Origin of the sequence: Nocardia carnea, assembly GCF_029868325.1 — a bacterium.
Classification (GTDB): Bacteria; Actinomycetota; Actinomycetes; order Mycobacteriales; family Mycobacteriaceae; genus Nocardia; species Nocardia carnea_C.
The window spans coordinates 1-20,281 of record NZ_JARWNW010000290.1 but is presented as its reverse complement, the minus strand read 5'-3'; the positions used below and the strand labels follow the sequence as shown (position 1 = coordinate 20,281).

General features: G+C 66.4%; 21 protein-coding genes. 12 read left to right on the top strand and 9 right to left on the bottom strand.

Annotated elements, in window-relative coordinates:
- Positions 1-192 precede the first annotated feature (192 nt).
- From QH196_RS27875 to QH196_RS27865, 3 genes are all read left to right on the top strand, one after another.
- The gene (locus QH196_RS27875; protein ID WP_280418814.1) at positions 193-1,419 is read left to right on the top strand and encodes a cytochrome P450; all 1,227 of its coding nucleotides are present in this window, start codon (positions 193-195) and stop codon (positions 1,417-1,419) included.
- Positions 1,416-2,150, top strand: coding sequence for a TetR/AcrR family transcriptional regulator (locus tag QH196_RS27870; protein WP_280418813.1), 735 nt, complete (start codon positions 1,416-1,418; stop codon positions 2,148-2,150). The genes QH196_RS27875 and QH196_RS27870 overlap by 4 nt, the downstream gene beginning before the upstream one ends.
- A gap of 262 nt (positions 2,151-2,412) precedes the next feature.
- Positions 2,413-3,894 carry a catalase gene (locus QH196_RS27865; protein WP_280418812.1) on the top strand — a complete coding sequence of 494 codons (1,482 nt, stop codon included), beginning with the start codon at positions 2,413-2,415 and terminating at the stop codon, positions 3,892-3,894.
- Positions 3,895-3,986: 92 nt separating this feature from the next.
- On the opposite strand, the gene QH196_RS27860 is transcribed toward QH196_RS27865, so the two are convergent.
- Positions 3,987-5,099 (bottom strand): hypothetical protein, encoded by a 1,113-nt coding sequence (locus tag QH196_RS27860; RefSeq protein ID WP_280418811.1) that lies wholly within the window; start codon positions 5,097-5,099, stop codon positions 3,987-3,989.
- Between the two features lie 123 nt (positions 5,100-5,222).
- Between QH196_RS27860 and QH196_RS27855 the strand changes: the two genes are divergently transcribed.
- Positions 5,223-6,767: an alanine/glycine:cation symporter family protein gene (locus tag QH196_RS27855; protein WP_280418810.1), complete on the top strand. Its 1,545-nt coding sequence runs from the start codon at positions 5,223-5,225 to the stop codon at positions 6,765-6,767.
- 82 nt (positions 6,768-6,849) lie between these two features.
- Here QH196_RS27855 and QH196_RS27850 read toward each other — a convergent pair whose 3' ends face one another.
- From QH196_RS27850 to QH196_RS27840, 3 genes are read right to left on the bottom strand one after another with little or no spacing between them, the layout of a single operon-like run.
- Positions 6,850-7,692, bottom strand: a complete 843-nt coding sequence (locus tag QH196_RS27850) for a helix-turn-helix domain-containing protein (protein ID WP_280418809.1) — start codon at positions 7,690-7,692, stop codon at positions 6,850-6,852.
- A complete protein-coding gene (locus QH196_RS27845; RefSeq protein WP_280418808.1) occupies positions 7,689-8,216 on the bottom strand; it encodes a DUF6879 family protein in 528 nt (175 codons plus the stop codon). Before QH196_RS27845 ends, QH196_RS27850 begins: the two co-directional genes overlap by 4 nt.
- Positions 8,194-8,526 carry a hypothetical protein gene (locus QH196_RS27840; RefSeq protein ID WP_280418807.1) on the bottom strand — a complete coding sequence of 111 codons (333 nt, stop codon included), beginning with the start codon at positions 8,524-8,526 and terminating at the stop codon, positions 8,194-8,196. Before QH196_RS27840 ends, QH196_RS27845 begins: the two co-directional genes overlap by 23 nt.
- A 249-nt stretch (positions 8,527-8,775) precedes the next feature.
- On the opposite strand from QH196_RS27840, the gene QH196_RS27835 reads away from it, so the two are divergent.
- Positions 8,776-9,039 carry a hypothetical protein gene (locus tag QH196_RS27835; RefSeq protein ID WP_348538110.1) on the top strand — a complete coding sequence of 88 codons (264 nt, stop codon included), beginning with the start codon at positions 8,776-8,778 and terminating at the stop codon, positions 9,037-9,039.
- Positions 9,040-9,349: 310 nt separating this feature from the next.
- Entirely contained in the window at positions 9,350-10,252 is a 903-nt protein-coding gene (locus tag QH196_RS27830; RefSeq protein WP_280418805.1) for a dihydrodipicolinate synthase family protein, read from the top strand.
- 57 nt (positions 10,253-10,309) lie between these two features.
- Here QH196_RS27830 and QH196_RS27825 read toward each other — a convergent pair whose 3' ends face one another.
- Complete coding sequence (locus QH196_RS27825; protein WP_280418804.1) at positions 10,310-10,639, bottom strand: helix-turn-helix domain-containing protein; 330 nt, start codon at positions 10,637-10,639, stop codon at positions 10,310-10,312.
- Positions 10,640-10,727: 88 nt separating this feature from the next.
- Between QH196_RS27825 and QH196_RS27820 the strand changes: the two genes are divergently transcribed.
- Positions 10,728-10,976 (top strand): type II toxin-antitoxin system Phd/YefM family antitoxin, encoded by a 249-nt coding sequence (locus QH196_RS27820; RefSeq protein ID WP_280418803.1) that lies wholly within the window; start codon positions 10,728-10,730, stop codon positions 10,974-10,976.
- On the top strand, positions 10,960-11,343 hold the full coding sequence (locus tag QH196_RS27815) for a type II toxin-antitoxin system VapC family toxin (RefSeq protein WP_280418802.1): 384 nt from the start codon (positions 10,960-10,962) through the stop codon (positions 11,341-11,343). Before QH196_RS27820 ends, QH196_RS27815 begins: the two co-directional genes overlap by 17 nt.
- 59 nt (positions 11,344-11,402) lie before the next feature.
- Here QH196_RS27815 and QH196_RS27810 read toward each other — a convergent pair whose 3' ends face one another.
- Positions 11,403-11,972, bottom strand: a complete 570-nt coding sequence (locus tag QH196_RS27810; RefSeq protein ID WP_280418801.1) for an MmpS family transport accessory protein — start codon at positions 11,970-11,972, stop codon at positions 11,403-11,405.
- Positions 11,973-12,366: 394 nt separating this feature from the next.
- Between QH196_RS27810 and QH196_RS27805 the strand changes: the two genes are divergently transcribed.
- Both QH196_RS27805 and QH196_RS27800 read left to right on the top strand, forming a co-directional pair.
- Complete coding sequence (locus tag QH196_RS27805; protein WP_280418800.1) at positions 12,367-13,149, top strand: alpha/beta hydrolase family protein; 783 nt, start codon at positions 12,367-12,369, stop codon at positions 13,147-13,149.
- 299 nt (positions 13,150-13,448) lie between these two features.
- A complete protein-coding gene (locus QH196_RS27800) occupies positions 13,449-14,252 on the top strand; it encodes an alpha/beta fold hydrolase (RefSeq protein WP_280418799.1) in 804 nt (267 codons plus the stop codon).
- A gap of 124 nt (positions 14,253-14,376) precedes the next feature.
- Here QH196_RS27800 and QH196_RS27795 read toward each other — a convergent pair whose 3' ends face one another.
- On the bottom strand, positions 14,377-15,531 hold the full coding sequence (locus tag QH196_RS27795) for a TIGR03364 family FAD-dependent oxidoreductase (protein ID WP_280418798.1): 1,155 nt from the start codon (positions 15,529-15,531) through the stop codon (positions 14,377-14,379).
- A gap of 147 nt (positions 15,532-15,678) precedes the next feature.
- On the opposite strand from QH196_RS27795, the gene QH196_RS27790 reads away from it, so the two are divergent.
- Both QH196_RS27790 and QH196_RS27785 read left to right on the top strand, forming a co-directional pair.
- The gene (locus QH196_RS27790; RefSeq protein ID WP_280418797.1) at positions 15,679-16,455 is read left to right on the top strand and encodes a GntR family transcriptional regulator; all 777 of its coding nucleotides are present in this window, start codon (positions 15,679-15,681) and stop codon (positions 16,453-16,455) included.
- Between the two features lie 153 nt (positions 16,456-16,608).
- A complete protein-coding gene (locus tag QH196_RS27785) occupies positions 16,609-17,808 on the top strand; it encodes a cytochrome P450 family protein (RefSeq protein ID WP_280418796.1) in 1,200 nt (399 codons plus the stop codon).
- A gap of 10 nt (positions 17,809-17,818) precedes the next feature.
- On the opposite strand, the gene QH196_RS27780 is transcribed toward QH196_RS27785, so the two are convergent.
- Together QH196_RS27780 and QH196_RS27775 are read right to left on the bottom strand one after the other, a co-directional pair.
- On the bottom strand, positions 17,819-18,757 hold the full coding sequence (locus QH196_RS27780; protein WP_280418795.1) for a helix-turn-helix transcriptional regulator: 939 nt from the start codon (positions 18,755-18,757) through the stop codon (positions 17,819-17,821).
- Positions 18,758-18,869: 112 nt separating this feature from the next.
- Positions 18,870-19,802 carry an aminoglycoside phosphotransferase family protein gene (locus QH196_RS27775; protein WP_280418794.1) on the bottom strand — a complete coding sequence of 311 codons (933 nt, stop codon included), beginning with the start codon at positions 19,800-19,802 and terminating at the stop codon, positions 18,870-18,872.
- Between the last annotated feature and the right edge of the window lie 479 nt (positions 19,803-20,281).

Sequence of the window (20,281 nt, the reverse complement as noted above, 5' to 3'; positions counted from 1 at the left end):
GGGCACGGCCGTCGTCGACCGGCGACCCTGTCGTTCAGGCCCGCCGGGGTGGGCAGGTTGCGCTCGACCGCCCTCCGTCGAGCCGTGGTCGCGTGGTGGCAAAATCACGTGAACGCTATTTACTAAAGGGTGTTCACAAATGGGGGTGTGGTGTGGTTCACTTCAGGGGACAGTGTTCTGCAAGGAGGCATAGTGACCGCACCGTCCCTGTCCCACGACTTCGATTTCACCGATCCCGACCTGCTCGCCGCTCGGCTGCCGATCGAGGAATGGGCCGAACTGCGCCGCGCCGCGCCCGTCTGGTGGGTCGACCAGCCCAACGGCGTCAGCGGTTTCGACGACGGCGGGTACTGGGTGGTCAGCAAGCTCGACCACATCAAGGAGATCTCCAAGAACTCCGAGGTCTACTCCACCAACGCCAATACCGCGGTGATCCGCTTCAACGGCGAGATCACCCGCGACGAGATCGATATCCAGCGCGCCATGCTGGTCAACACCGATCCGCCGGAACACGACAAACTGCGCCGCATCATCGCCCGCGGTTTCACCCCGCGCGCCGTGCAGAGCCTGCGTGACGCGCTCACCGAGCGCGCCGAGCGCATCGTGCACGAGGCCAAGAAAACCGGCGGCGGCGATTTCGTCGAGCAGGTCGCGTGCGAACTGCCGCTGCAGGCCATCGCCGAACTCCTCGGTGTGCCGCAGGACGATCGCGGCAAACTGTTCGAGTGGTCCAACCAGATGATGGGCTACGACGATCCCCAGTACGCCGACAGCTACAAGATGGCCAACGCGCAGGTCATGGGTTACGCCTGGAACCTCGCCGAGGAGCGTCGCGGCTGCCCCGCCGACGACATCATCACCCAGCTGCTCAGCGCCGATATCGACGGCGAGGCACTGAGCTCGGAAGAGTTCGCCTGGTTCGTCATCCTGCTGGCCGTCGCCGGTAACGAGACAACCCGCAATGCCACCACCCACGGTATGAAGGCCTTCGTCGACAACCCGGACCAGTGGGAGCTGTACCGCGCCGAGCGTCCGCGCACCGCCCCCGACGAGATCGTCCGCTGGGCCACCCCGGTCATCGCCTTCCAGCGGACCGCCCTGCAGGACACCGAAATCGGCGGCCAGGCCATCGCCAAGGGCCAGCGCGTGGGTCTGTTCTATTCCTCGGCCAACTTCGACGAAGACCACTTCGAGAAGCCGTTCGAATTCGACGTCACCCGTAACCCGAATCCGCACGTCGGCTTCGGCGGTACGGGCACCCACTACTGCGTCGGCGCGAACCTCGCCCGCCTGCAGCTCGACCTCATCTTCAACGCGATCGCCGATGTGATGCCGAACCTGCGTCAGGTCTCCGAACCCGTTCGGCTACGGTCGGGTTGGTTGAACGGCATCAAGAATTGGCAGGTCGCCTACGAATGACACCACCCGCGCGGCGGGGCCGGATGCCCGCGGTCAGTGACGCGGACATCCGGCGCGTGGCCGCGGAGTTGCTGGTTTCGCATGGCGCGGAGGCATTGACCCTCCGCGCCATTGCGCGTGAACTCGGCATCACCGCCCCCGCCCTCTACCGCTACTACCCGTCTCGCGAAGAGCTCCTCGCTGCCCTGCGCCGCGATATCTGCAAACGCCTGGCCGACGATCTGGCCGCGCAGGTAGCCGAACTGCCCGACGACGGAGTGGTCCGGCTGTTCGCCATCTGCCGCGCGTTCCGGCGCTGGGCCCTGGCCCACCGCAACGAGTTCACGCTGGTATTCGCCTCGCCGTCCGACGGCAACCCGGGCACGGTACGCCGATTCGACGAATCGTTCGGCCTGGTCTTCCTGGAAGCCGCCGGCAAGGTTCTGGGGGCCTACGATCTGGCGCCGCCACCGGTCGAATCGATTCCGGAAGCGCTGCGGACCGATCTCATCGCGTTCCAGACCGAACTCTTCGCGCTGCTGGCGGGGTCGGAACAGAAGTTCCCCGCCGAAAAATTCGACCTCGGGGTCGCGTACCTGATGATGATCGTCTGGGTCCGCCTGTACGGTCACGTGACGCTCGAGGTGTTCGGAAATTACCCGATGCCGGTGAGTGACCCGGACGTGCTGTTCGACGCGGTACTCACCGACCTCGCCGCCGGGATCGGGCTCGCCGCGGGAGATACCGCGTAGTTCCGGCCTCGATCCGGTGACCGTTCCGTCGACTCCTCTCCACGCCCGGTCCTTCACGCCGCGTTGTGTCACCCGCGACTATGTCGTCTGGGAGCTGCGGATTCCCTCGATTATGTAGCGCAGCTCTCTGTGCTGGTTCAATAACTTGAATCATTCCAGATTATGGGTACCGTGGAGGCGTGCCACCGACGCGATGTCGTGGCTCGGCCCGGAGCGGCCGTTTCATGGACACCATCGAGCAGTTCACCCAGGAGGGCATTACATGACCACCGACCCCACCGCAGGCCACACCTCCTCGAAACCGTCGACCACCGAATCCGGCGCACCGCGGGAAAGCGACGCCCATTCGCTCAGCGTGGGAGCGAACGGTCCGCTGCTGCTGCACGATGTCGCGCTCGTCGAGAAGCTCGCCCGGTTCGACCGTGAGCGGATCCCGGAGCGGAGCCCGCACGCGAAGGGTTCCGGCGCGTTCGGCGAGCTCGAGATCACCGAGGACGTTTCGCGCTACACCAAGGCGAAGCTGTTCCAGCCGGGCACCAAGACACCTATGCTGGCCCGCTTCTCCACCGTGGCCGGCGAGCTGGGTTCCCCCGATACCTGGCGCGATGTCCGCGGTTTCGCGCTCAAGTTCTACACCCAGGACGGCAACTTCGACATCGTCGGCAACAACACCCCGACCTTCTTCGTCCGCGACCCGATGAAGTTCCCGGATTTCATCCACTCGCAGAAGCGCACCCCCGATTCGGGTCTGCGCGACAACAATATGCAATGGGACTTCTGGACCCTCTCCCCGGAGAGCGCCCACCAGGTCGCCTACCTCATGGGCGACCGCGGCCTCCCGCGCACATGGCGCCATATGAACGGCTACTCCTCGCACACCTATATGTGGGTCAATGAGGCCGGAGAGAAGTTCTGGGTCAAATACCACTTCCTGACCGATCAGGGCCTGGAGTTCCTCACCAACGACGAAGCCGATGAACTGGCCGGCAAGGACGGGGATTTCCATCGGCGTGATCTGTTCGAGTCGATCAAGAACGGCGACTACCCTTCATGGCGGGTCGAGGTGCAGATCATGCCCTACGAGGACGCGAAAACCTACCGCTTCAACCCTTTCGATCTCACCAAAACCTGGTCGAAGAAGGACTACCCGCGTATCCCGGTCGGCCGCTTCACCCTGAACCAGAACGCGGTCAACCACTTCGCGCAGATCGAGCAGGCGGCGTTCAGCCCCGCCAACACGGTTCCGGGCACCGGCGTCTCCCCGGACAAGATGCTGCTGGGCCGCATCTTCTCCTACCCCGACGCGCAGCGGCACCGGCTGGGCACCAACTACAACCAGCTCCCGGTGAACCGCCCGGTCACGCCCACCAACTCCTACGACAAGGAGGGCGCGATGCAGTTCTTCCACTCCGGTGACGCACCGGTATACGCGCCGAACTCCTACGGCCGCGCCTACCAGGACGAGCAGGGGCCGGTGGACAACGGCTGGGAGTCCGACGGCGAACTGGTCCGGTCGGCCTACTCGCTGCACGCGCAGGACGACGACTTCGGCCAGGCCCACACGCTCGTGCGCGACGTGTTCTCCGAAGAGGAACGGCAACGTCTCGTCCAGACCGTGACAGGAGCACTTCTCGGCGGGGTCGTGGAACCGGTTCTCTCACGTGCCTTCCAGTACTGGAAGAACATCGACCAGGAGGTCGGGGAGAGCATCGAAAAGGAGTACTACAGCCAAGCCGGCAAGTAATGTAGCCGACCGAACGCAGCGGCCGGGCCTTCCCGAAGGTCCGGCCGCTGCGCTGTGTCATGGGCGGCAAGAAAGTAGCGGTTGCGTGCCGGTTATCGAGGAAGCCCTCGGGAGCGGGAACCCGCAGAACTTCCCCGGGAGCGGCGGAAGGTGAAACGGGCGGTGGCGAGGTAGAACGGGGCGGGCACAACTGGGCGTCGGCGGCGGAGCTGCTGGAAGATCGCGCGGTACCAGGAAATGGGGGAGTGGGTACCGGTGGCGAAGATGTGCATGGTGTCGTCGCCGTCGAGAACACAGGCGGGGCCGCAGATTCCGGCCGCGTACCAGGGCTCTGCGGCGGTGTCGGTGTCGAGGAGTCGTTCGAAGGGTTGCCAGGAAGCGCGGTCGCCGGGGACCCCCGTGGTGTCGGCCAGCCAGAGGCCTTGGCTCGGGAACGGGTCCGTGCCGTGGAGGTTGGTTCCGCGGGCCGCGATCATGCGGGAACCGGCATCGCCGACGATGACCGTATTGTTGAAGAAACCCTCGACCGTAGTGGCGAACCTTTCCGGTGTCGTCCAGGTCTGCCCGTCCTCGCTTGTGGTGTACCGCATCTCGTAGTCCGGCAGTTCCCCGCGGCCGACCTCACCGACGCACGCCAGATACCACATCCGCCACTGCCCGCCGGCCCACAGCACGTACGGTTCCATGGCGCTGGGCCGCGTATCGTCCCCGTACAAAACCGGTTCCGAGTGCCGTACCCACTGTCCACCGGGGCTTCGCTCCAGGTAGCCGATCGCGTACCGGCTCCGCTTTCCGCTCATGGCGCGGCTGAGCTGTCCGGCGTAGTAGATCCGCTCCACGGTGCGGTCGTTCGCCGGGCCGCGCACATAGGTGGGGGAATGCATCCCCGGGCTGTCCCACGCGCCGTGTTCCGGTGCGCCCAGCGCGACCGCATGATCGTCGTCGTCGGTCACGAATTGCCAACGGTCATCGGTGATATCGGCCCCCTCGGGAAGCCGTGCTTCGTACAGCCGGACCCGGAACCGGCTGTTCATCGCGCCCACGAACATGCACCATCTGCCGTCGAGATGATGGATATCCGGGTCGCTCACCCCCAGCAGTCCGTGCCCGGGCCGCGGGCTGTCGAGCATATCGAACAGCTTGCGGGTTTCCACCAGTGACCAACCGGCCGATTCCACAGTCTCGTCCCCGTTCGGTTGCTGCACACACCCATCCTGCCAGCTGTTTCTTACACCGGTGTCATCGAACGGATACACGGTCGGCGGCCATCTGTGCGAGCATGCGAATCGAGACAAATTGTTAACGTAGATTCGCAAGGAGTATCCGTTTTGGGTGATTTCCTCGATACCGTCAACGGTTACGTATGGAGCGACGCACTCGTCTATCTGTGCTTGGCGGCCGGCATCTATTTCTCGGTGCGGTCGCGCTTCCTGCAGTTACGCCAGGTACCCGAGATGATCCGGTTGATGATGAAGGGACAGAGATCATCGGCGGGGGTTTCGTCGTTCCAAGCGTTGGCGATATCGCTGTCCGGGCGGATCGGCACCGGAAATATCGCCGGTGTCGCGACCGCGATCGCGTTCGGCGGTCCCGGTGCGATGTTCTGGATGTGGGCAATGGCCTTCCTCGGCGCATCGACCTCGTTCGTGGAATGCACCCTCGGCCAGATCTACAAAACCCGTGACCCGCTCACCGGCGAATACCGCGGTGGACCCGCGTACTACCTGAGCAAGGCGATGGCACATACCAAAGCCGCCCCTGCGTTCCGGGTCTACGGGTTCGTCTTCGCGGCGGTCACCGTGCTGTCCACCGGTGTCCTGCTGCCCAGCGTGCAGTCCAACTCCATGGCGTCGGCGATGCAGCTGGCGTGGGGGCTATCGGATTGGGTCGTAGCGATCGGTACGGCGGCGGTGCTGGGGGTGATCATCATCGGCGGCGTCAAACGGATCGCGGCCTTCGCGTCGGTGGTGGTGCCGTTCATGGCCGTCTGCTACATGTTGGTCGCCCTGATCATCGTCGTGGTCAACGCCTCCGAGATCCCCTCGGTGATCTCCACGATCTTCGCGAGCGCCTTCGGTGCGGACGCAGCCTTCGGCGCGATCATCGGTGCGGCGGTGATGTGGGGCGTCAAACGCGGTATCTACTCCAACGAGGCGGGGCAAGGCAACGGACCCCACGCCGCAGCTGCCGCCGAGGTATCCCACCCCGCCAAACAAGGCTTCGTCCAGGCGTTCGCCGTCTACTTCGACACGCTGTTCGTCTGTAGCGCAACGGGTTTCCTGATCCTGTCCACCGGCGCCTACCGCGTGTTCGAAGGCGAGACCGCCGACGGAGCCGTTATCGCCGACGGCGGTGTCCTGCCCTCGGACGTCGTCGTCGGCCCCAGCTTCGTCCAGCACGGCTTCGACACACTCTGGAGCGGCGCCGGCTCCACCTTCGTCGCCCTCTCACTGGCGTTCTTCTGCCTGACCACGATCATCGCCTACTACTACATCGCGGAAACCAATCTCCGATTCCTGCTGAACAAGTACGGCACCGCGATGGTTCCGTTCCTGCGCTGGTCGGCCGGTTCGGTGGCGACGGTCGTATTGCAGGCCCTGATCCTGGCCTCGGTGGTGGTCGGCTGCGTATCGACCGCGGCGGAAGCCTGGGCGCTGGGCGATATCGGGGTCGGGTTGATGGCCTGGCTCAATATCGTGGGCATTCTGATTTTGCAGCAGCCGGCGTACAAGGCCTTGCGGGACTACGAGAAACAGCAGCGGGCCGGGGTGGACCCGGTATTCGATCCGAGGGCGCTGGGGATCGCCGGCGCCACATTCTGGGAGACCTACGAACCGTTGAGCGACAAGGAGAAGGCGCCGACCAAGGTATGAGCTGCCCGGGAACCGTCGATCGGGCCGCTTCTCAGCGGGCTGGCCGCTGATTTCCCCGGACACTCTGGCTTTGGTGCGTTGATCACGTGCTGCTCTCGCGCGACTCCATCGCCGAGTTGATCAACGCGCGGGCGGCGTCGCCGTAGACGGCGTGGCCGTGCAGCCCGCTCCACAGCCGTTCGTACAGCTCCAGCTCACTCGGCGCAGTAATCGTGAGTTCGGCGCTTGCAGTTTCGATGAGCGCTTGTCGGCGATCGAACAGATGAAAACTGCCGGAGAGGTAGACGAACCCAGCGCGCAGCGGGATCACACCGAAACAGAGGCGGGGATTCCCGAACGCCACCTTGAACAGATGCCGCAGTTGCCCGGCGGTCACCTCGTCGTTGCCGAGAGTGGTGTGCAGTGCTGCCTCGTGAACCAGAACCACCACTCTTGTGGCGCCACTGCGCAGAATGTCCTGGCGAGCCATTCGCGCCTCGACGGCGGTGTCCAGGTCATCGACGGTACCTAGGAAGCCTATGCACTGGGCGAGCACCGCGCGGGCGTATGGCTCGGACTGGAGTAGGCCGGGCACGATGGTGGGGTTATAGATGCGAAGTTGCCGGGTCTCGGCTTCGAGTTCTTGTCCGCGCTGCTGGCGGCGGGTGTGGCCGGTCGCGGTGATCCGCCGCCACTCGGCCCACTGTGCCCGGACGTTGCGCAGCGTTGCGACCAGATCGGGGAGCGCGAGGGTCGCGCCACAGACCCGGCACCACACTGCCAGATCGGATTCGCTCGGCATCTGCTTGCCGTGTTCGATGCGGGATGTCTTGGACCAGTGCCAGCCGGCGGCCGTGGAAAGCTGCCGCCCGTCGAGCCCGGCATCTCTGCGCAGCTCCCGGAGCCGGGCACCGAGAGCCGCTTTCGCCCGTGCTGCCCCGTTCACTGCCCGCGGTACTCCTCGAAGGGGGTCGCCGCGGCCCACACTCGATCACGTACCGCGACCGCGTGCGCGACGATCACGGGTTCGTCGGTCAGCGCGGCCCCGACCCAGAACCCACGCGCATCCAGCAGTGAGAACGCCACCGACCGCTCATCGAACAGCCAGAAGTCTTCGGTGGCAGAGTCGGATGGATCGGCATCATGCCGCGCCAGATAGCGGATATCCTCCCCGGCTTCGACGTTGTGGCGGCTCAACGCGAGCAGGTAACGGGTGTACAGCGTGTGCGGCTCGGTGACAATCCGCGCACGACGCACCGCTACCCCGCGGGCCACCGTCGCGGCAACGTGGTTCGTCCAGCCCGAGAACCATTCCCCGCCAGGGTCGATGGTCTCGTCGGCGCGGAACGCGGTGAGTGACTCGGATTCCGACTCGCTTGCGTAGTCGTCGCGGGTTTCGAGGTGAAAGGCGGAGCGTTCGGCGACGGCGAATATCGGCCGTAGCTCGTCAGCGCCGTGCAGCAGGCGCATCCGGGCGCACCTCCTGACCGATAGGCACCAGCACCGCCGTCTCGTGCGCTGGAATCTGCATGATGGCCAATGTTTCCGGGTCGGTGATCGGTTCCCCCGAGAGCAGGAACGTTCCGTGCCCGGTGTCGCGTACACCCGATATGCAGGTACCGGGTTCGGTGAACCACAGCAATTTGTGCGGAATCTCGATCGTGTCCGGTTCGTCGGTCCGCCACCCTTGTGCCGCATAGCGTGGCGGCTCGGTTTCGGTGACGTAGAGCCGGGGAGAACCGTCCCCGCCGGATTCACCGCCGATGAATCGAACCTTCATGGTGCGGCCCTCTCGTGATTCGAGTGTGGACTGAAGTGTGTATCCCCCGGTCGATTTTCACTGTGATCGCTTCATCTGGCAATAGGTTGCGCACTCACGCACACTTTTCTGGGGACTGTGAACTGCCCACGCTTAGCGTGCTTTCCATGCCCCGATGCGGGGTGTCGAGTCCTCCGCATCGGGTGCAAGCCAGCCGAAACCGAAGGGGAGACGATGCGGCCGACCGCATTCGGATGGGTAGATGACGACGTGAGCACCGCGCCCGAGTGGGACCGGGCACAGGTCCGGCGATTGGCCGACCGACTGGGCTACCGAATCATCTGGCCCGATGTACGTTCGGTGCTCCCCGTCGCCGACCAGGTCCGGAACTCTGGGGTCGACGTGGTCATATTGCCCGCGCCGGACCATCTCGGAGCAATGGAATTGAACCGGGTGATGAATGTGGCCGACGTGGAGACGGTGATACCCCGGCTGTCGTTCGCGCGGTGGTACGCGGCCGGGGTTGCGAGATGACGGTACTCGGTCTGGTTGTGGCGGTCGGACTGCCGGTCGCGGTGATCGTCTGGGCGCTGTTCTGGCCGGCGAATCGCCGGTAATGCAGCCACTCGAATGGTGCTGCCGGGGATGCGGCGGCTGCGATACGGGACACGAATGTGCAGCGGTAGCGTTGTACGCAATGGCCGGCCGGGCCGACCGGATCCTGACCTGGCTGCGGCCAGTGCTCGGACGTCGGCTCGCCTGCGGTAATCCGTAGGTGGTGCGGGTCCGGGGACAGGTCCGCGCAACCGATCGACCGCGGTTTCGCAGTGAAGGAGTGACGCCGATGGCCGTTGGAACGGAAGGGGAACGTGTTGGACGGTGGGGCCGAGCTGTCGAGCTGAACCCGATGCTCGCCACCGTCACGCCTTTCACCAGCGACGATCGACTGGATACGGGCGCGCTGAGCGACTATCTGAGCTTCCTGGACGAGTCCGGGGCACGGACGATTCTGGTGAATGGCACGACTGGGGAGTTTCCCGCGCTCACGGTCGCCGAGCGGAAGTCGGTCCTCGAATTCACCCGATCCCACTGGCGCGGGCAGCTCATCGCCCATATCGGCACCTCGGCTGTCGGCGATGCGATCGAATTGCTCGACCACGCGCACGACCATGCGGACGCGGTCGCGGCCATCGCTCCCTACTACTTCGCCGAACCACCCGAAGCCGGTATCCGCCAATACTTCGGCATCCTGCTCGAGCGAACGAAGCTGCCGCTGCTGGTGTACAACTTCCCTCGCCATACCCAAGCGCTCATCACGCCGATGCTCCTCGGCATACTCGCTGCGGAGTATCCGATGTTGGTCGGGGTGAAAGACTCTGGGACCGATCGCGGGATCACCAGGGGCTATGCCGATACGGGGCTCTCGGTGTTCGTCGGGTCCGATGGCGCCGCCGCGCACATCGCAGAGCACGGTGCACTCGGGATCGTCTCGGGCGGTGGTAGTCCGGTGCCCGAGTTGCCGGTACGGATCGCACAAGCGCTTCGAGCCGGCGACCACGACGAGGCGGTCCGGTGGCAGGCGATCTTCGACGACTGCCGTGCGCTTCGTCGGCGTTCCGGTCTCACGGATCCTGCGTTTGTGAAGGCCGCGCTTACCGAGCGCATCCCGGGGTTTCCGGTGGACGTGCGGCCACCACTGGTGGCGGCGGACAGCGTGCAGAGGAAATCCGGACCCACCTGCGGGTGAAGATCCTGCCGCGGATCAACGCGAGCTGACCATGACTCGACTCAGCGTCAGCGGTAGTTACCCGACTTTGACGCTGTGTGGCCCCACGCTTACGGTGATATCGACACGGCCGCCCAGTGCCCGCGCATATCCGCGGAGCGTGTCCAGCCCCATCGCCGACAGGTCACCGTTTTCGATCTGCGACACCCGAGACTGCGAGACTCCGATCGCGGCAGCAACTTCGGCCTGGGATTTTCCCACCGACTTGCGCAGTTCCTTCAGGTGATGGCCTGCGACGTAGGCATCGAGTCGAGCGGAGGCTGCGGCCCGGACCTCTGGGTTGTCCATCTCCGGCTGAAGGCGGCGGGCCTCTGCCTTGACCTCACGCCAGCCGCGTCCGTGATTCATCGTTTGTCGTCCCTTTCGTGCAGTCGCCGACCGGTCCGGACGGCGAGTAAACTAGACTAAACTAAGTCTGGGCCATTACCCTTGCTGTATGACAGCCGTGAACATCCATGAGGCCAAGACGCACCTATCCAGGTTGCTGGAGCGGGTGTCGCGTGGTGAACGGATAGTGATTTCGAAGGCCGGCCAGCCGATCGCCGACCTCGTTCCACACCGTGCGGCCCCGGTGACTTTCGGCGGCTTGCGGGGACAGATCGAGTACGACGACAGCGCCTTCGAGGTAGATCCTGATATCCAGCAGATGTTCTACGGGGAAGACTCGGATGCTGCTGCTGGATAGTCAGACCACTCTGTGGCTACTCGACGACAATCCACGTCTCGGATCCGGCGCCCGGCGCATGATCACGTCGGCGCCGGAAGTCTATGTGTCGGCGGCGACAGTCTGGGAGTTGACGATCAAATGCATGCTGGGGAAGTTGAAGATCCCGGCGAACTTCACCGAGATCATCGGTGATCAAGGGCTGAGCATTCTGGACGTGACCGGACAGCATGCCGAGCAGTTGCGGGCTTTCCCGGAATTGACAAGGCACGACCCGTTCGATCGGCTGATCACCGCCCAGGCGTGGTGCGAGAATTTGCAGCTGCTCACCGCCGACCGGGTTCTGCTGGAGCTCGGGCGGGAGTTCATCATCGACTCCACAGGTTGAGGTGGTTGCGGAGTCCCGCTCAGCAGCGATAGTCGCCGTTTTGTGGTTGCGGGAGACGGTTAATCGCCTGCCGTCCCACTGCACGACACCGCAGCGAAGGGACCGGTGGAGGTCTGCTCGGCGATTACCTCGTCGCCCTCCAAGATCCGGCAGGTGATGGTCGATGCGCCTTCATCTGCCTGAGCGGTCAGGGTGACGGACTTGATGAAACCGGTGACCGTGACCTCCTTGGTCCAGGGCAGCGGTTGCTGATTCGCCTGCTCGGTGTTGACGCCGTCGCCGCCACTGCTGTACGAGATGTTGCTCGCCTGCGGGCCATCGCTGGTGACCTCATAGGTCACGGCGATCTCCTCCGAGGTTTCCTTATCGATCTCATTGCCGATACCGCCCATGAGAGCGACGCATCCTCCGCACACCAGGAGGATTACCAGCAGGATGCCGCCGACGAGTATCCACGGCCATTTGGGCTTTTTCTTCGGCGGCTGTGAAGGGTAGGCCCCGTAGGGCGGTGGCGCGCCGCCCTGTGGGTACTGGCCTTGCCCCGGGTATTGGCCCTGGTCACCAGGTCGCTGCCGGCGCGAGGGATCGTCGCCGGGGTATTCGGGAGGATACGGCGGGTGGTTCGACATGGTTTCTCCCATCCGCTGAGGAGCGACGCCGTAAGCATGGGTTCAGCTACCAATGACCAGCGGCCTACCCCGTTTCTGGTCAGCAAACCGGATTTCTCACCGCAAACTCACTGCCATCGATGAGGCCCGTCCGGGCTGGGCGGCCGCCGCCTACGTGCAGCGCACTGCCCGACGCGACTCCGCGTGGCGTCCACGGACGCGGTGACGTCTTGCTTACGGTGACCCGGAGGAAGCCGGGCGACGGTCTGTTCGCGACTTGGGAGGCGAGGTGCCGATGCGTGGTTCGAGGGCGGCAGTAACGCGGCTGCTCATGACCGTAGCGGTGGCTGTCGGTGGGGTTTCGTGTGGCAGGGAGGCTGCTGAAGCGCCCGTTCTCCGTGGCAGCGCGGATACCGTGAAAGTCGCCTACGGTGAGCACCCCGACAATTACGGGATCCTGCATCTGCCGGAGGGGGAGGGGCCGTATCCGGTGGTGGTGATGGTGCACGGGGGTGGGTGGCTCGAGGATCATGATCTCGGCTACTTCGAGCCGTTGGCGGCGTCGCTGGCCGAGTCGGGGGTCGCGGTGTGGAATATCGAGTATCGGCGGGTGACCGGGGAAGGTGGCTGGCCGGCGACACTGGCCGATGCCGATGATGCCACCGAATCCGTGGCGACCGTCGTACAGCAGGCGGCAGGTGGGCGGCTCGATCTGGGGCGGGTGCATCTGGCGGGGCATTCGGCCGGTGGGCATTTGGCGGCGTGGATCGCGGGGCGGCATACGCTCGGGCCGGGGGCGCCGGGCGCGCAGCCGCGAGTGCGTCCGCGGAGTGCGACCATCATGGCAGGGGTGTTCGACCTTGCACTCGCGGTGCGCAAGGGGCACGACGAATTCGTCGGTGGCTTGCTCGGCGGGGCGCCTTCGGAACAGCCCGCGCGGTATGCGGTGGGGTCGCCGATCAAGCATCTGCCGGTGGGAATTCCGGTGGTCGCGGTGCACGGGACGGCCGATACGGTGGTGGATCCGGTGCAGTCCCGGTCTTATGTGCGGGCCGCGCAGGGGGCTGGTGATCCGGCGCGGTTGGCGATGCTGGACGGGGCTGGGCATGCGGATTTCGGGGATATCGATTCCGCTGCCTGGGCTACAGCCCGCGGGATCATTCTCGAGCACGTGACAGGAGCGCACGCGCACCGGTAGGCGACAGATGATTTTCGCTGCGTGGGCCGGTCATAGCCACTGACCGGCCCACGCGAAAGGACCGGCTGGACGGGCGCGGAGGAACTGGGCGCCGACCACCCCGAACTGATCGCGGTCCGGCTGTCGTTCCGTGGTAGCGGCCGGCCCCTCGACTGCGAGCCCGCCGGGTGGCGGATTTCGCGGTGCCGCTGTCCGCGCGGGGTTAAAATGGGTGGCCGTATCACCTGTGTGGCGCCGGATTTCTCGGCGCTCAGCTGCTCGAATTCGTGCGAAACCGATCGAGACCGGACAGGGAAACCATGACCACATTCCGCGCTGTGCGCGTTGCGTTGTTCGCTGTGATCGTTGCCTTGACCGCGGCGCTGGGGGGTGCGATTCCCGCGGCCGCGCAGTCGTTGCCGACCGTGGTGCTGGTGCACGGCGCCTTCGCGGATTCCACCGGCTGGGAGGGGGTGGCCCAGCGTCTGCGCGGTCAGGGGTATCAGGTGCTGACGCCGGAGAACCCGCTGCGCGGGCCCGCGCATGATGCGGCGGCCATCCAGTCGGTTCTCGACACCGTCGAGGGACCGATCGTCCTGGCCGGGCATTCGTACGGGGGGTTCGTTATCAGCAATGTGCACGACCCCGATGTCGTGTCGATGGTTTATGTGGCGGCGTTCGCGCCGGCACAGGGGGAGATCGCGCAGCTGGCGCTGGACCCGATCCGGTTCCCGGGCAGTCAGCTGCTTCCGCCGACGTTGCAGGTGGAACTGGTCGACGACCCGCAGGGACCGATGGGCCGGAACCTGGACGGTTATATCGCGCCGGACCGGTTCCATGAGGTGTTCGCCCAGGATGTCGACGATGCCACCGCCGCCCAGATGATCGCGCACCAGAAGTCGATTGCCGTCGCCGCGAATCTGGAGCCCTCCGGTCCGCCGTCGTGGGCGGGGGTGCCGAGCTGGTATCTGGTGTCGGCTCAGGATCGGGTGATCCCGCCGTCGTCCCAGCGGTTCATGGCGGGCCGGATGGGGGCGCAGATGAGCGAACTCGATGCTTCGCACGCCTCGCTGGTCTCCCGACCGGACCAGGTTGCTGCGGCGATCACCACGGCGGCCGGGTGAACGAGGCGTGCCAGGGCGTGTGCACCCCGGCTGGTTGATGCGCATCGGTCGAAACTCGGCCGCTGGTCGCGGCTGTTGATGTGGCGCGGTGGACTCTGTGCCCGGATCGGGGATGGGGGCGAGTTCAGAGCAGATCGTCGAGGACCGTGGAGGCGAGGCCGAGAGCGGTGGTCATGCCGATACCGGAGGTCACCGAGACGACGCGGACTCCGGGGGCGGGGGTGGCGACGAGGAAATCGGTTTTCGGGGAGTCGGCGTAGATTCCGCGCCAGCGGCGGCGGACGGTGAGCCGGTCGACGCCGAACAGGCGGGCGCCTTCGCGGAGTAGCAGTTCGGTGACCGACTCCTCGTCGAAGGGGAGGTGGGTGCGGCTGTAGTGGTGGGTGTCGCCGAGGGCGATGGCGCCGTCGGGGCGCTGGGTGAACATCAGGTTCATCACCACCTCGAGGGTTTCCGGGGCGCGTGCGGTGATTTCGCGGCGGACCTCGGTGGCCGAAGCGGTGGCGGCGAGGCCGCCGTAGCGGAGCATCGAGTAGCCGGTGAGGACGGCGGGGTCGATGCGGACATCGCCGGGGGGATCGACCTCCAGCATGTGCAGTTTGCAGCGGCGGACGTCGTATTCTTCGGCGAGGGTGGGGAACAGGCGGTCGACGTCGTGGCCCGAGGCGTGCACGATCGCTGTCGCGGGGAGGTCGCCGCGGGCGGTGTGGACGATCCCGGGGGAGACGGCGCCGGCGTGGGTGTTCCAGAAGAAATCGACACCGTTGGCCGCGAGCCAGGTCGCGAGCGCCGGGACCGCGGCCCGGGGGTCGACGCGCAGGTCCAGCGGTAGCTGCGCGCCGCCGACGATATCGCTGCCGGGGTGGGCGGCGGGAAACGATTTCTCGACGGCGGTGCGGTCGAGCAGACGGACCTGTTCGCGGCCGCGTTCGGCGGCGAACTCCTCGAGCACACCCATCTCGGCGGCGCTGCGGGCGACGACCAGCGTGCCGGCGCGGACGATATCGAAACCCGCCTTCTCCGAGAGCCGCAGCCATTTCTCGCGCGCCACCATGGCGTAGTCGAGGACAGTGCCGGTCTGCGGGGTGGCGCAGAGGTGGCCGAAGTTGCGGATCGACGCGCCTACCGCGCGGGCATCGCGTTCGACGACCGCGACCCGCAGCCCCCGCTCGACCGCATCGACGGCATGCGCGAGGCCGACGATGCCGGCGCCGACGACCGCGAGGTCGACCGGGTGGGTCGGGAGCGTGGGGGATGCGGGTGGCGAAGCAACTGTCATGCCGGGAATGTTCGCAAGGCAACCGTCGCGGCTCAAGGTCTGCGCGCAACTTGTCTATATAAGTTCACCGACAGTTTCTCCAGGACACTGCGGTATACGCGCAAAATCTGTGCCGGTGATCGTATGCTTGTGTGGTCAAGTTGATCGGTGCTCCGAAAGGATGACGTGGCCATACCGTTGCACGCCCGGGTCTCCGCCGAACTCCGGGAACGGATCCACCGCGGTGCGCTACCGCCCGGCGTCTCGCTGCCTTCGGAGGCGCGGTTGTGTGCGGAGTTCGGCGCGTCCCGGGGCACCGTGCGCACCGCCCTGGCGACCCTCCGGCACGAAGGCCTGATCATCGGAGGTCAGGGCCGGCCGCCCGTGGTGCGTGATACCGCGCTCGGGCAGCCGTTCGAAAGTCTGCTCTCGTTCACCGCTTGGGCGGAGCGGATCGGCAGAACACCGGGGCAGCGCACGGTGGAGGTCGCGCGCCGCGGGGCGGGGGCGGTAGCGGCGGCCGAGCTCGGGATCGGCGAAGGAACGCCGGTAGTCGAAGTTCTGCGGGTTCGTTCGCTCGACGGCGAACCGGTCATGCTGGAACGCGCCACCTTCGTGGAACCCGTGGGCCGGCTGCTGTTCGATTTCGACCCCGACGCCTCGTCGATCTACGCCCACCTTGCCCGGCAGGGCGTCGAACTGCATTCGGCCCGGCACACCATCGACGCGCTGGCCGCCGACACCCACGACGCGACGCTGCTGGATATCGCCCCGGGAGCCCCACTGCTGCGGGAACGGCGCCGCACCTCGACGACGGCCGGGGAACCGGTCGAATACGGCGACGATCGCTACCGCCCGGACAAGGTCACCTTCACCATCGACAACGCCCGCCCCGGAGCTGTGGGGACTGCCCCCGATCTGCGGGTCCTCAAACAAGCGCAATGAGTCGCATCGTCGCGCTGGTCACATAACTACCTGGTTCTTACGGTTCGGTGCGCGGGAATATCGGTAGGCGGCAGAAAGTCCGGCAGCGTTTGCCGCGTCCGGGCCCTCGACGCACACTTGCCCCCGGTAGACCGAAACGCCCAGGGAGGCAACATGTCCGAGCAACTCATCCAACTCCCGACACCCGGTGAGTCCATCCTCGACACTCATGAGCGCATCCTGCGCGCCGGGGAGATCGTGCCGATCGAACTGCCCGGCGGGGTGCCCGCGTGGATCGCGGTGAGCCATCGCGCGGTGAGTGAAGTGCTCGACGACAAGGTTTTCGGTAAACATCCCGCGCACTGCCCGGCGCTGCGCGACGGCACCATACCCGCCGACTGGCCGCTGCGGGCGCTCACCGACGCCGAACATATGCTCAACCAGGACGGCGCCGAGCACCGCCGGTTGCGGCAGACGATCAACAAGGCGTTCACTCCGGCGCGGATCGCGGCCCTGGAACCGCGGATCCAGCGGATCGCCGACGAACTGGTCGACAGTTTCCCGGCCGGGGACGAGGTCGACCTGATCGCGAATTACACCACCCCGCTGCCGGTCCGGGTGATCTGCGAGCTGTTCGGGGTGCCGGTCGATGAGCAACCGCAGCTGAAGAACTGGACGCTGACCATCGTTTCGGCCACCAGCAGCGGCGAGGAAGCGCAGGCGGCGATGGCGGCGATGGGCGGGTATTTCGCCGAGTTGCTGCAGCGCAAACGTGCCGAACCGGGCGACGATCTCACCTCGGCGCTGCTCGCGGCCAACGAGGAGAACGAGCTCTCCGACGAAGAGCTCATCAGCATGCTGTGGCTGGTGATCGTTGCCGGGCACGAGACCACGGTGCATCTGCTCGGTAACGCGGTGGTGGCCCTGCGGGAGTTCCCGGAGCAGCTCGCCCGCGCGCAGGCGGAGAACCGCTGGGCCGATGTGGTGGAGGAGGCGCTGCGCTACCGGTCCTCGGTGGTCGGCGCGCTCATGCGGTATCCGCGCACCGATGTGACCGTCGCCGGGGTGCCGATCGCGGCGGGCACCCCGACGCTGTGGCACGGTGGCGTCGGCCGCGACCCGCTGCGCTACCCCGACGCCGACGTGTTCGATATCGACCACGAGCACAAGGACCAGCTCGCCTTCGGTCGCGGCCCGCATTTCTGCCTGGGCGCGCCCCTGGCCCGGCTGGAGAGCCGGATCGCGCTGGCCACGCTGTTCACCCGGTACCCCGAACTCACCTTGGCGGTGGACACGAAGGATATCGAGTACACGGTGCAGATCAGCACTGTCGGCCCGGTCGCGCTGCCGGTGCGGCTGGGGCCCGCGGCGTAAAAGGCATGGTTCACGCCCGCTGCGCGGCGATTTCGGCGCGGCGGCGCTGCCGGAACTCCCGCGGTGGCTGACCGAAGCGTTCCTTGAACGCGGCGGAGAACCAGGCGGGCGTGAAACCGCATCGGGTGGCGAGGTCGGCGATGGACATGGTGGCGCGCGGATCTTCCAGGGTCTCCCGGGCGATCCGCAGCGCTTCCTCACGGCGCAGATCGCGGAAGGTGGTGCCGGATTCGTGCAGCACCTCCCGCACCTGGCGTTCCGACCAGCCGAGCGCATGCGCGACAGCCGGTAGACGCACATCACCGCGACCGATATTCGCGCGCAGATAACCCCGGATGCTCTCGGCGATCGCCGCACGGTGGGCGCGCTGCGGTTCGGTATCCCCGGCCGCCAGCATGCACAGAAGTTCGGTGATCCGATCGCAGACCGCGGTGAATTCGCGTGCCGACAGCCGGGACTGCTCGGCGTGGGTGCTGCGGATCATGGCGTCGGCGACCCGGCCCAGCCCGCGGGTCAGATCGAGGACGAGGTTCATATGGGCGCGCGGGCGCAGGCGATGGTCGAATTCGGTGCGCGGAACCTGTAACGCATAGGCTGCGGAATCGGGAATGTCGAGGTGGCAGGGTAATTCGAGTCCGGCCACGGTCGCGCGGCCGGGTGCGATATGGGTGATGTCGTCACGGAACCGGATCCCGAACGGGCCACGGTCGGGGATCACCACCCAGTAGAAATCGTCGCCGGGTTCTCTGCGGATATGGCCGGCGCTCCGGTGGCAGTGGCGCCGGCCGCGCTGATCCCAGCGCAGTAGCGTATAGGTCGGCGATTCCTGGGTGGTGAGCCCGGCCCGCCATTCGGGTTCGTCACCGAATTCGTGTGCCATCGGGACGAAACCGTCGGCCAGACCGGCGAACGATTCGGGACCGCACGCGGTCACGCTGCTCCAGCGCATGAGTGGCCCTCCCATCGATCAGGATCGGCCGCCGTCCATTACCCGCCGATACGATCAGCGCAATCACCCTACTGGTCGCCGCTGTCTCCGGCCTGTCGTGCCCGCGGCCGGTTCACGACAGGGCCACCACCACCTCGCGGTACCGGGCCGCGTCCTCCGGGCGCTCGTCCTCCAGCGACCAGGCGATCTCTTCCACGGCACGGAGATACGCCCAGGCGCGGGCCCGTTCGCGATCCACATCGAGACCGTCGGCGGTGGCCGCGAGGACGCGGCGCGCGAGGGCGGGGGCGGGGGCTGTTTCGACCTGCTTCATGATGAGGAAACCGGCGTCGAAGGCCGCCTCACCCAGGAATGCCTTCGGATCGATCAGCAGCCACGGCTCCCGTTCGGCGGCCACGATATTGCCGAGGTGGGTATCGCGGTTGACGATCAGCAGTGGACCCTCCGGTACGGTCAGCCAGGCACGGAGGTCGCGGGCGCGGGCGGTGACGGTATCCGGAAGATAGCGGGTCATTTCGGGGGTGAAAAGCTGCTGCTCCCAGTCGGCAACGATATCGGCCACCAGTGGTAGCGCGGGATAGCCGGCCGGAATATCGGTGGGCGGTCGGCGCAGCCGCCGGTACAGGGCGCAGGCGGTCTGGATCTTGCCCGCGTTCTCCGGTCTCCCCTCCAAGGGGATCCGCGGCTGCGCGATCAGTGGTGTTCCGGGACGTGCCCATTCGAGCAGCAGGGCACCGCTATCCGGGTCGAAATCGTAGAGCCGTGCGGCGCCGTCACCCCGGTAGCAGTACATTCCGGTGGCCTCACCGGCGTTTTCCTCATCCGGTACCGCGATCTTGAGGACCGCCACGGAGCCGTCGCCGCGCCGCACCGGCGCCACGAAGGAATGCGTACCGCCGGCGAACGGCCGCCCGATCACCTCGAGGTCCCATACCCGGCACTGCCGGTCCACCACGGCGGGCAGCGCCGCGAGCCAGCGGTCGCCTCGTTCCTCGAAGATGGTGCGAATAGTGTCCACCACATCGGGCGGGAGGCCGAGCGTCATCGATTCAGCTTGCGGCCCGGCGGCCGTTTCGACAACTGGATTTACGGGTCTCGAACCGCTCCGGGACACGCTGCGACTCCCGTAAGCTGCCATGGCCGGGCTCCCGACCCCGGCTCGACAGCGAGAGGACGGCTCGTCGATGCCTTCGCCCATCTTCCATCCCGACCTGCGCCGGGCCGGGTTGCTGCCGCGTTCGGTCGTGCATCCGCGCACGATCGGGATCATCCGGCGTCTCACCGATCGGGCGGGGGGGGGCCCGCCCCCCCGGGGGGGGGGGGCCAGCGGGGGGGGGCGGGGGGGCGGGCGGGGGGTGGGGCGCCCCCCCCGCCCTCCGGGGTTAAACTGGCGCGGCGCGGCGCGGGTATGGTAGCCCCCCACCCCCCCGGTAAACCCCCCCCCCCCCCCACCACCCCGCGGCGGCGGGCCGCCGCCCGGCAGAACCGGTCACCCATCGCGGCATTACCGATCACATAGCCACC

Excerpts from the sequence above, each read along its gene's own strand:
- QH196_RS27870 (WP_280418813.1), top strand. The coding sequence starts at position 1,416 with ATGACACCACCCGCGCGGCGGGGCCGGATGCCCGCGGTCAGTGACGCG.
- QH196_RS27865 (WP_280418812.1), top strand. The coding sequence starts at position 2,413 with ATGACCACCGACCCCACCGCAGGCCACACCTCCTCGAAACCGTCGACC.
- QH196_RS27845 (WP_280418808.1), bottom strand. The coding sequence starts at position 8,216 with ATGCGCCTGCTGCACGGCGCTGACGAGCTACGGCCGATATTCGCCGTC.
- QH196_RS27840 (WP_280418807.1), bottom strand. The coding sequence starts at position 8,526 with ATGAAGGTTCGATTCATCGGCGGTGAATCCGGCGGGGACGGTTCTCCC.
- QH196_RS27830 (WP_280418805.1), top strand. The coding sequence starts at position 9,350 with ATGGCCGTTGGAACGGAAGGGGAACGTGTTGGACGGTGGGGCCGAGCT.
- QH196_RS27825 (WP_280418804.1), bottom strand. The coding sequence starts at position 10,639 with ATGAATCACGGACGCGGCTGGCGTGAGGTCAAGGCAGAGGCCCGCCGC.
- QH196_RS27820 (WP_280418803.1), top strand. The coding sequence starts at position 10,728 with ATGACAGCCGTGAACATCCATGAGGCCAAGACGCACCTATCCAGGTTG.
- QH196_RS27815 (WP_280418802.1), top strand. The coding sequence starts at position 10,960 with ATGCTGCTGCTGGATAGTCAGACCACTCTGTGGCTACTCGACGACAAT.
- QH196_RS27810 (WP_280418801.1), bottom strand. The coding sequence starts at position 11,972 with ATGTCGAACCACCCGCCGTATCCTCCCGAATACCCCGGCGACGATCCC.
- QH196_RS27800 (WP_280418799.1), top strand. The coding sequence starts at position 13,449 with ATGACCACATTCCGCGCTGTGCGCGTTGCGTTGTTCGCTGTGATCGTT.
- QH196_RS27795 (WP_280418798.1), bottom strand. The coding sequence starts at position 15,531 with ATGACAGTTGCTTCGCCACCCGCATCCCCCACGCTCCCGACCCACCCG.
- QH196_RS27785 (WP_280418796.1), top strand. The coding sequence starts at position 16,609 with ATGTCCGAGCAACTCATCCAACTCCCGACACCCGGTGAGTCCATCCTC.
- QH196_RS27780 (WP_280418795.1), bottom strand. The coding sequence starts at position 18,757 with ATGCGCTGGAGCAGCGTGACCGCGTGCGGTCCCGAATCGTTCGCCGGT.
- QH196_RS27775 (WP_280418794.1), bottom strand. The coding sequence starts at position 19,802 with ATGACGCTCGGCCTCCCGCCCGATGTGGTGGACACTATTCGCACCATC.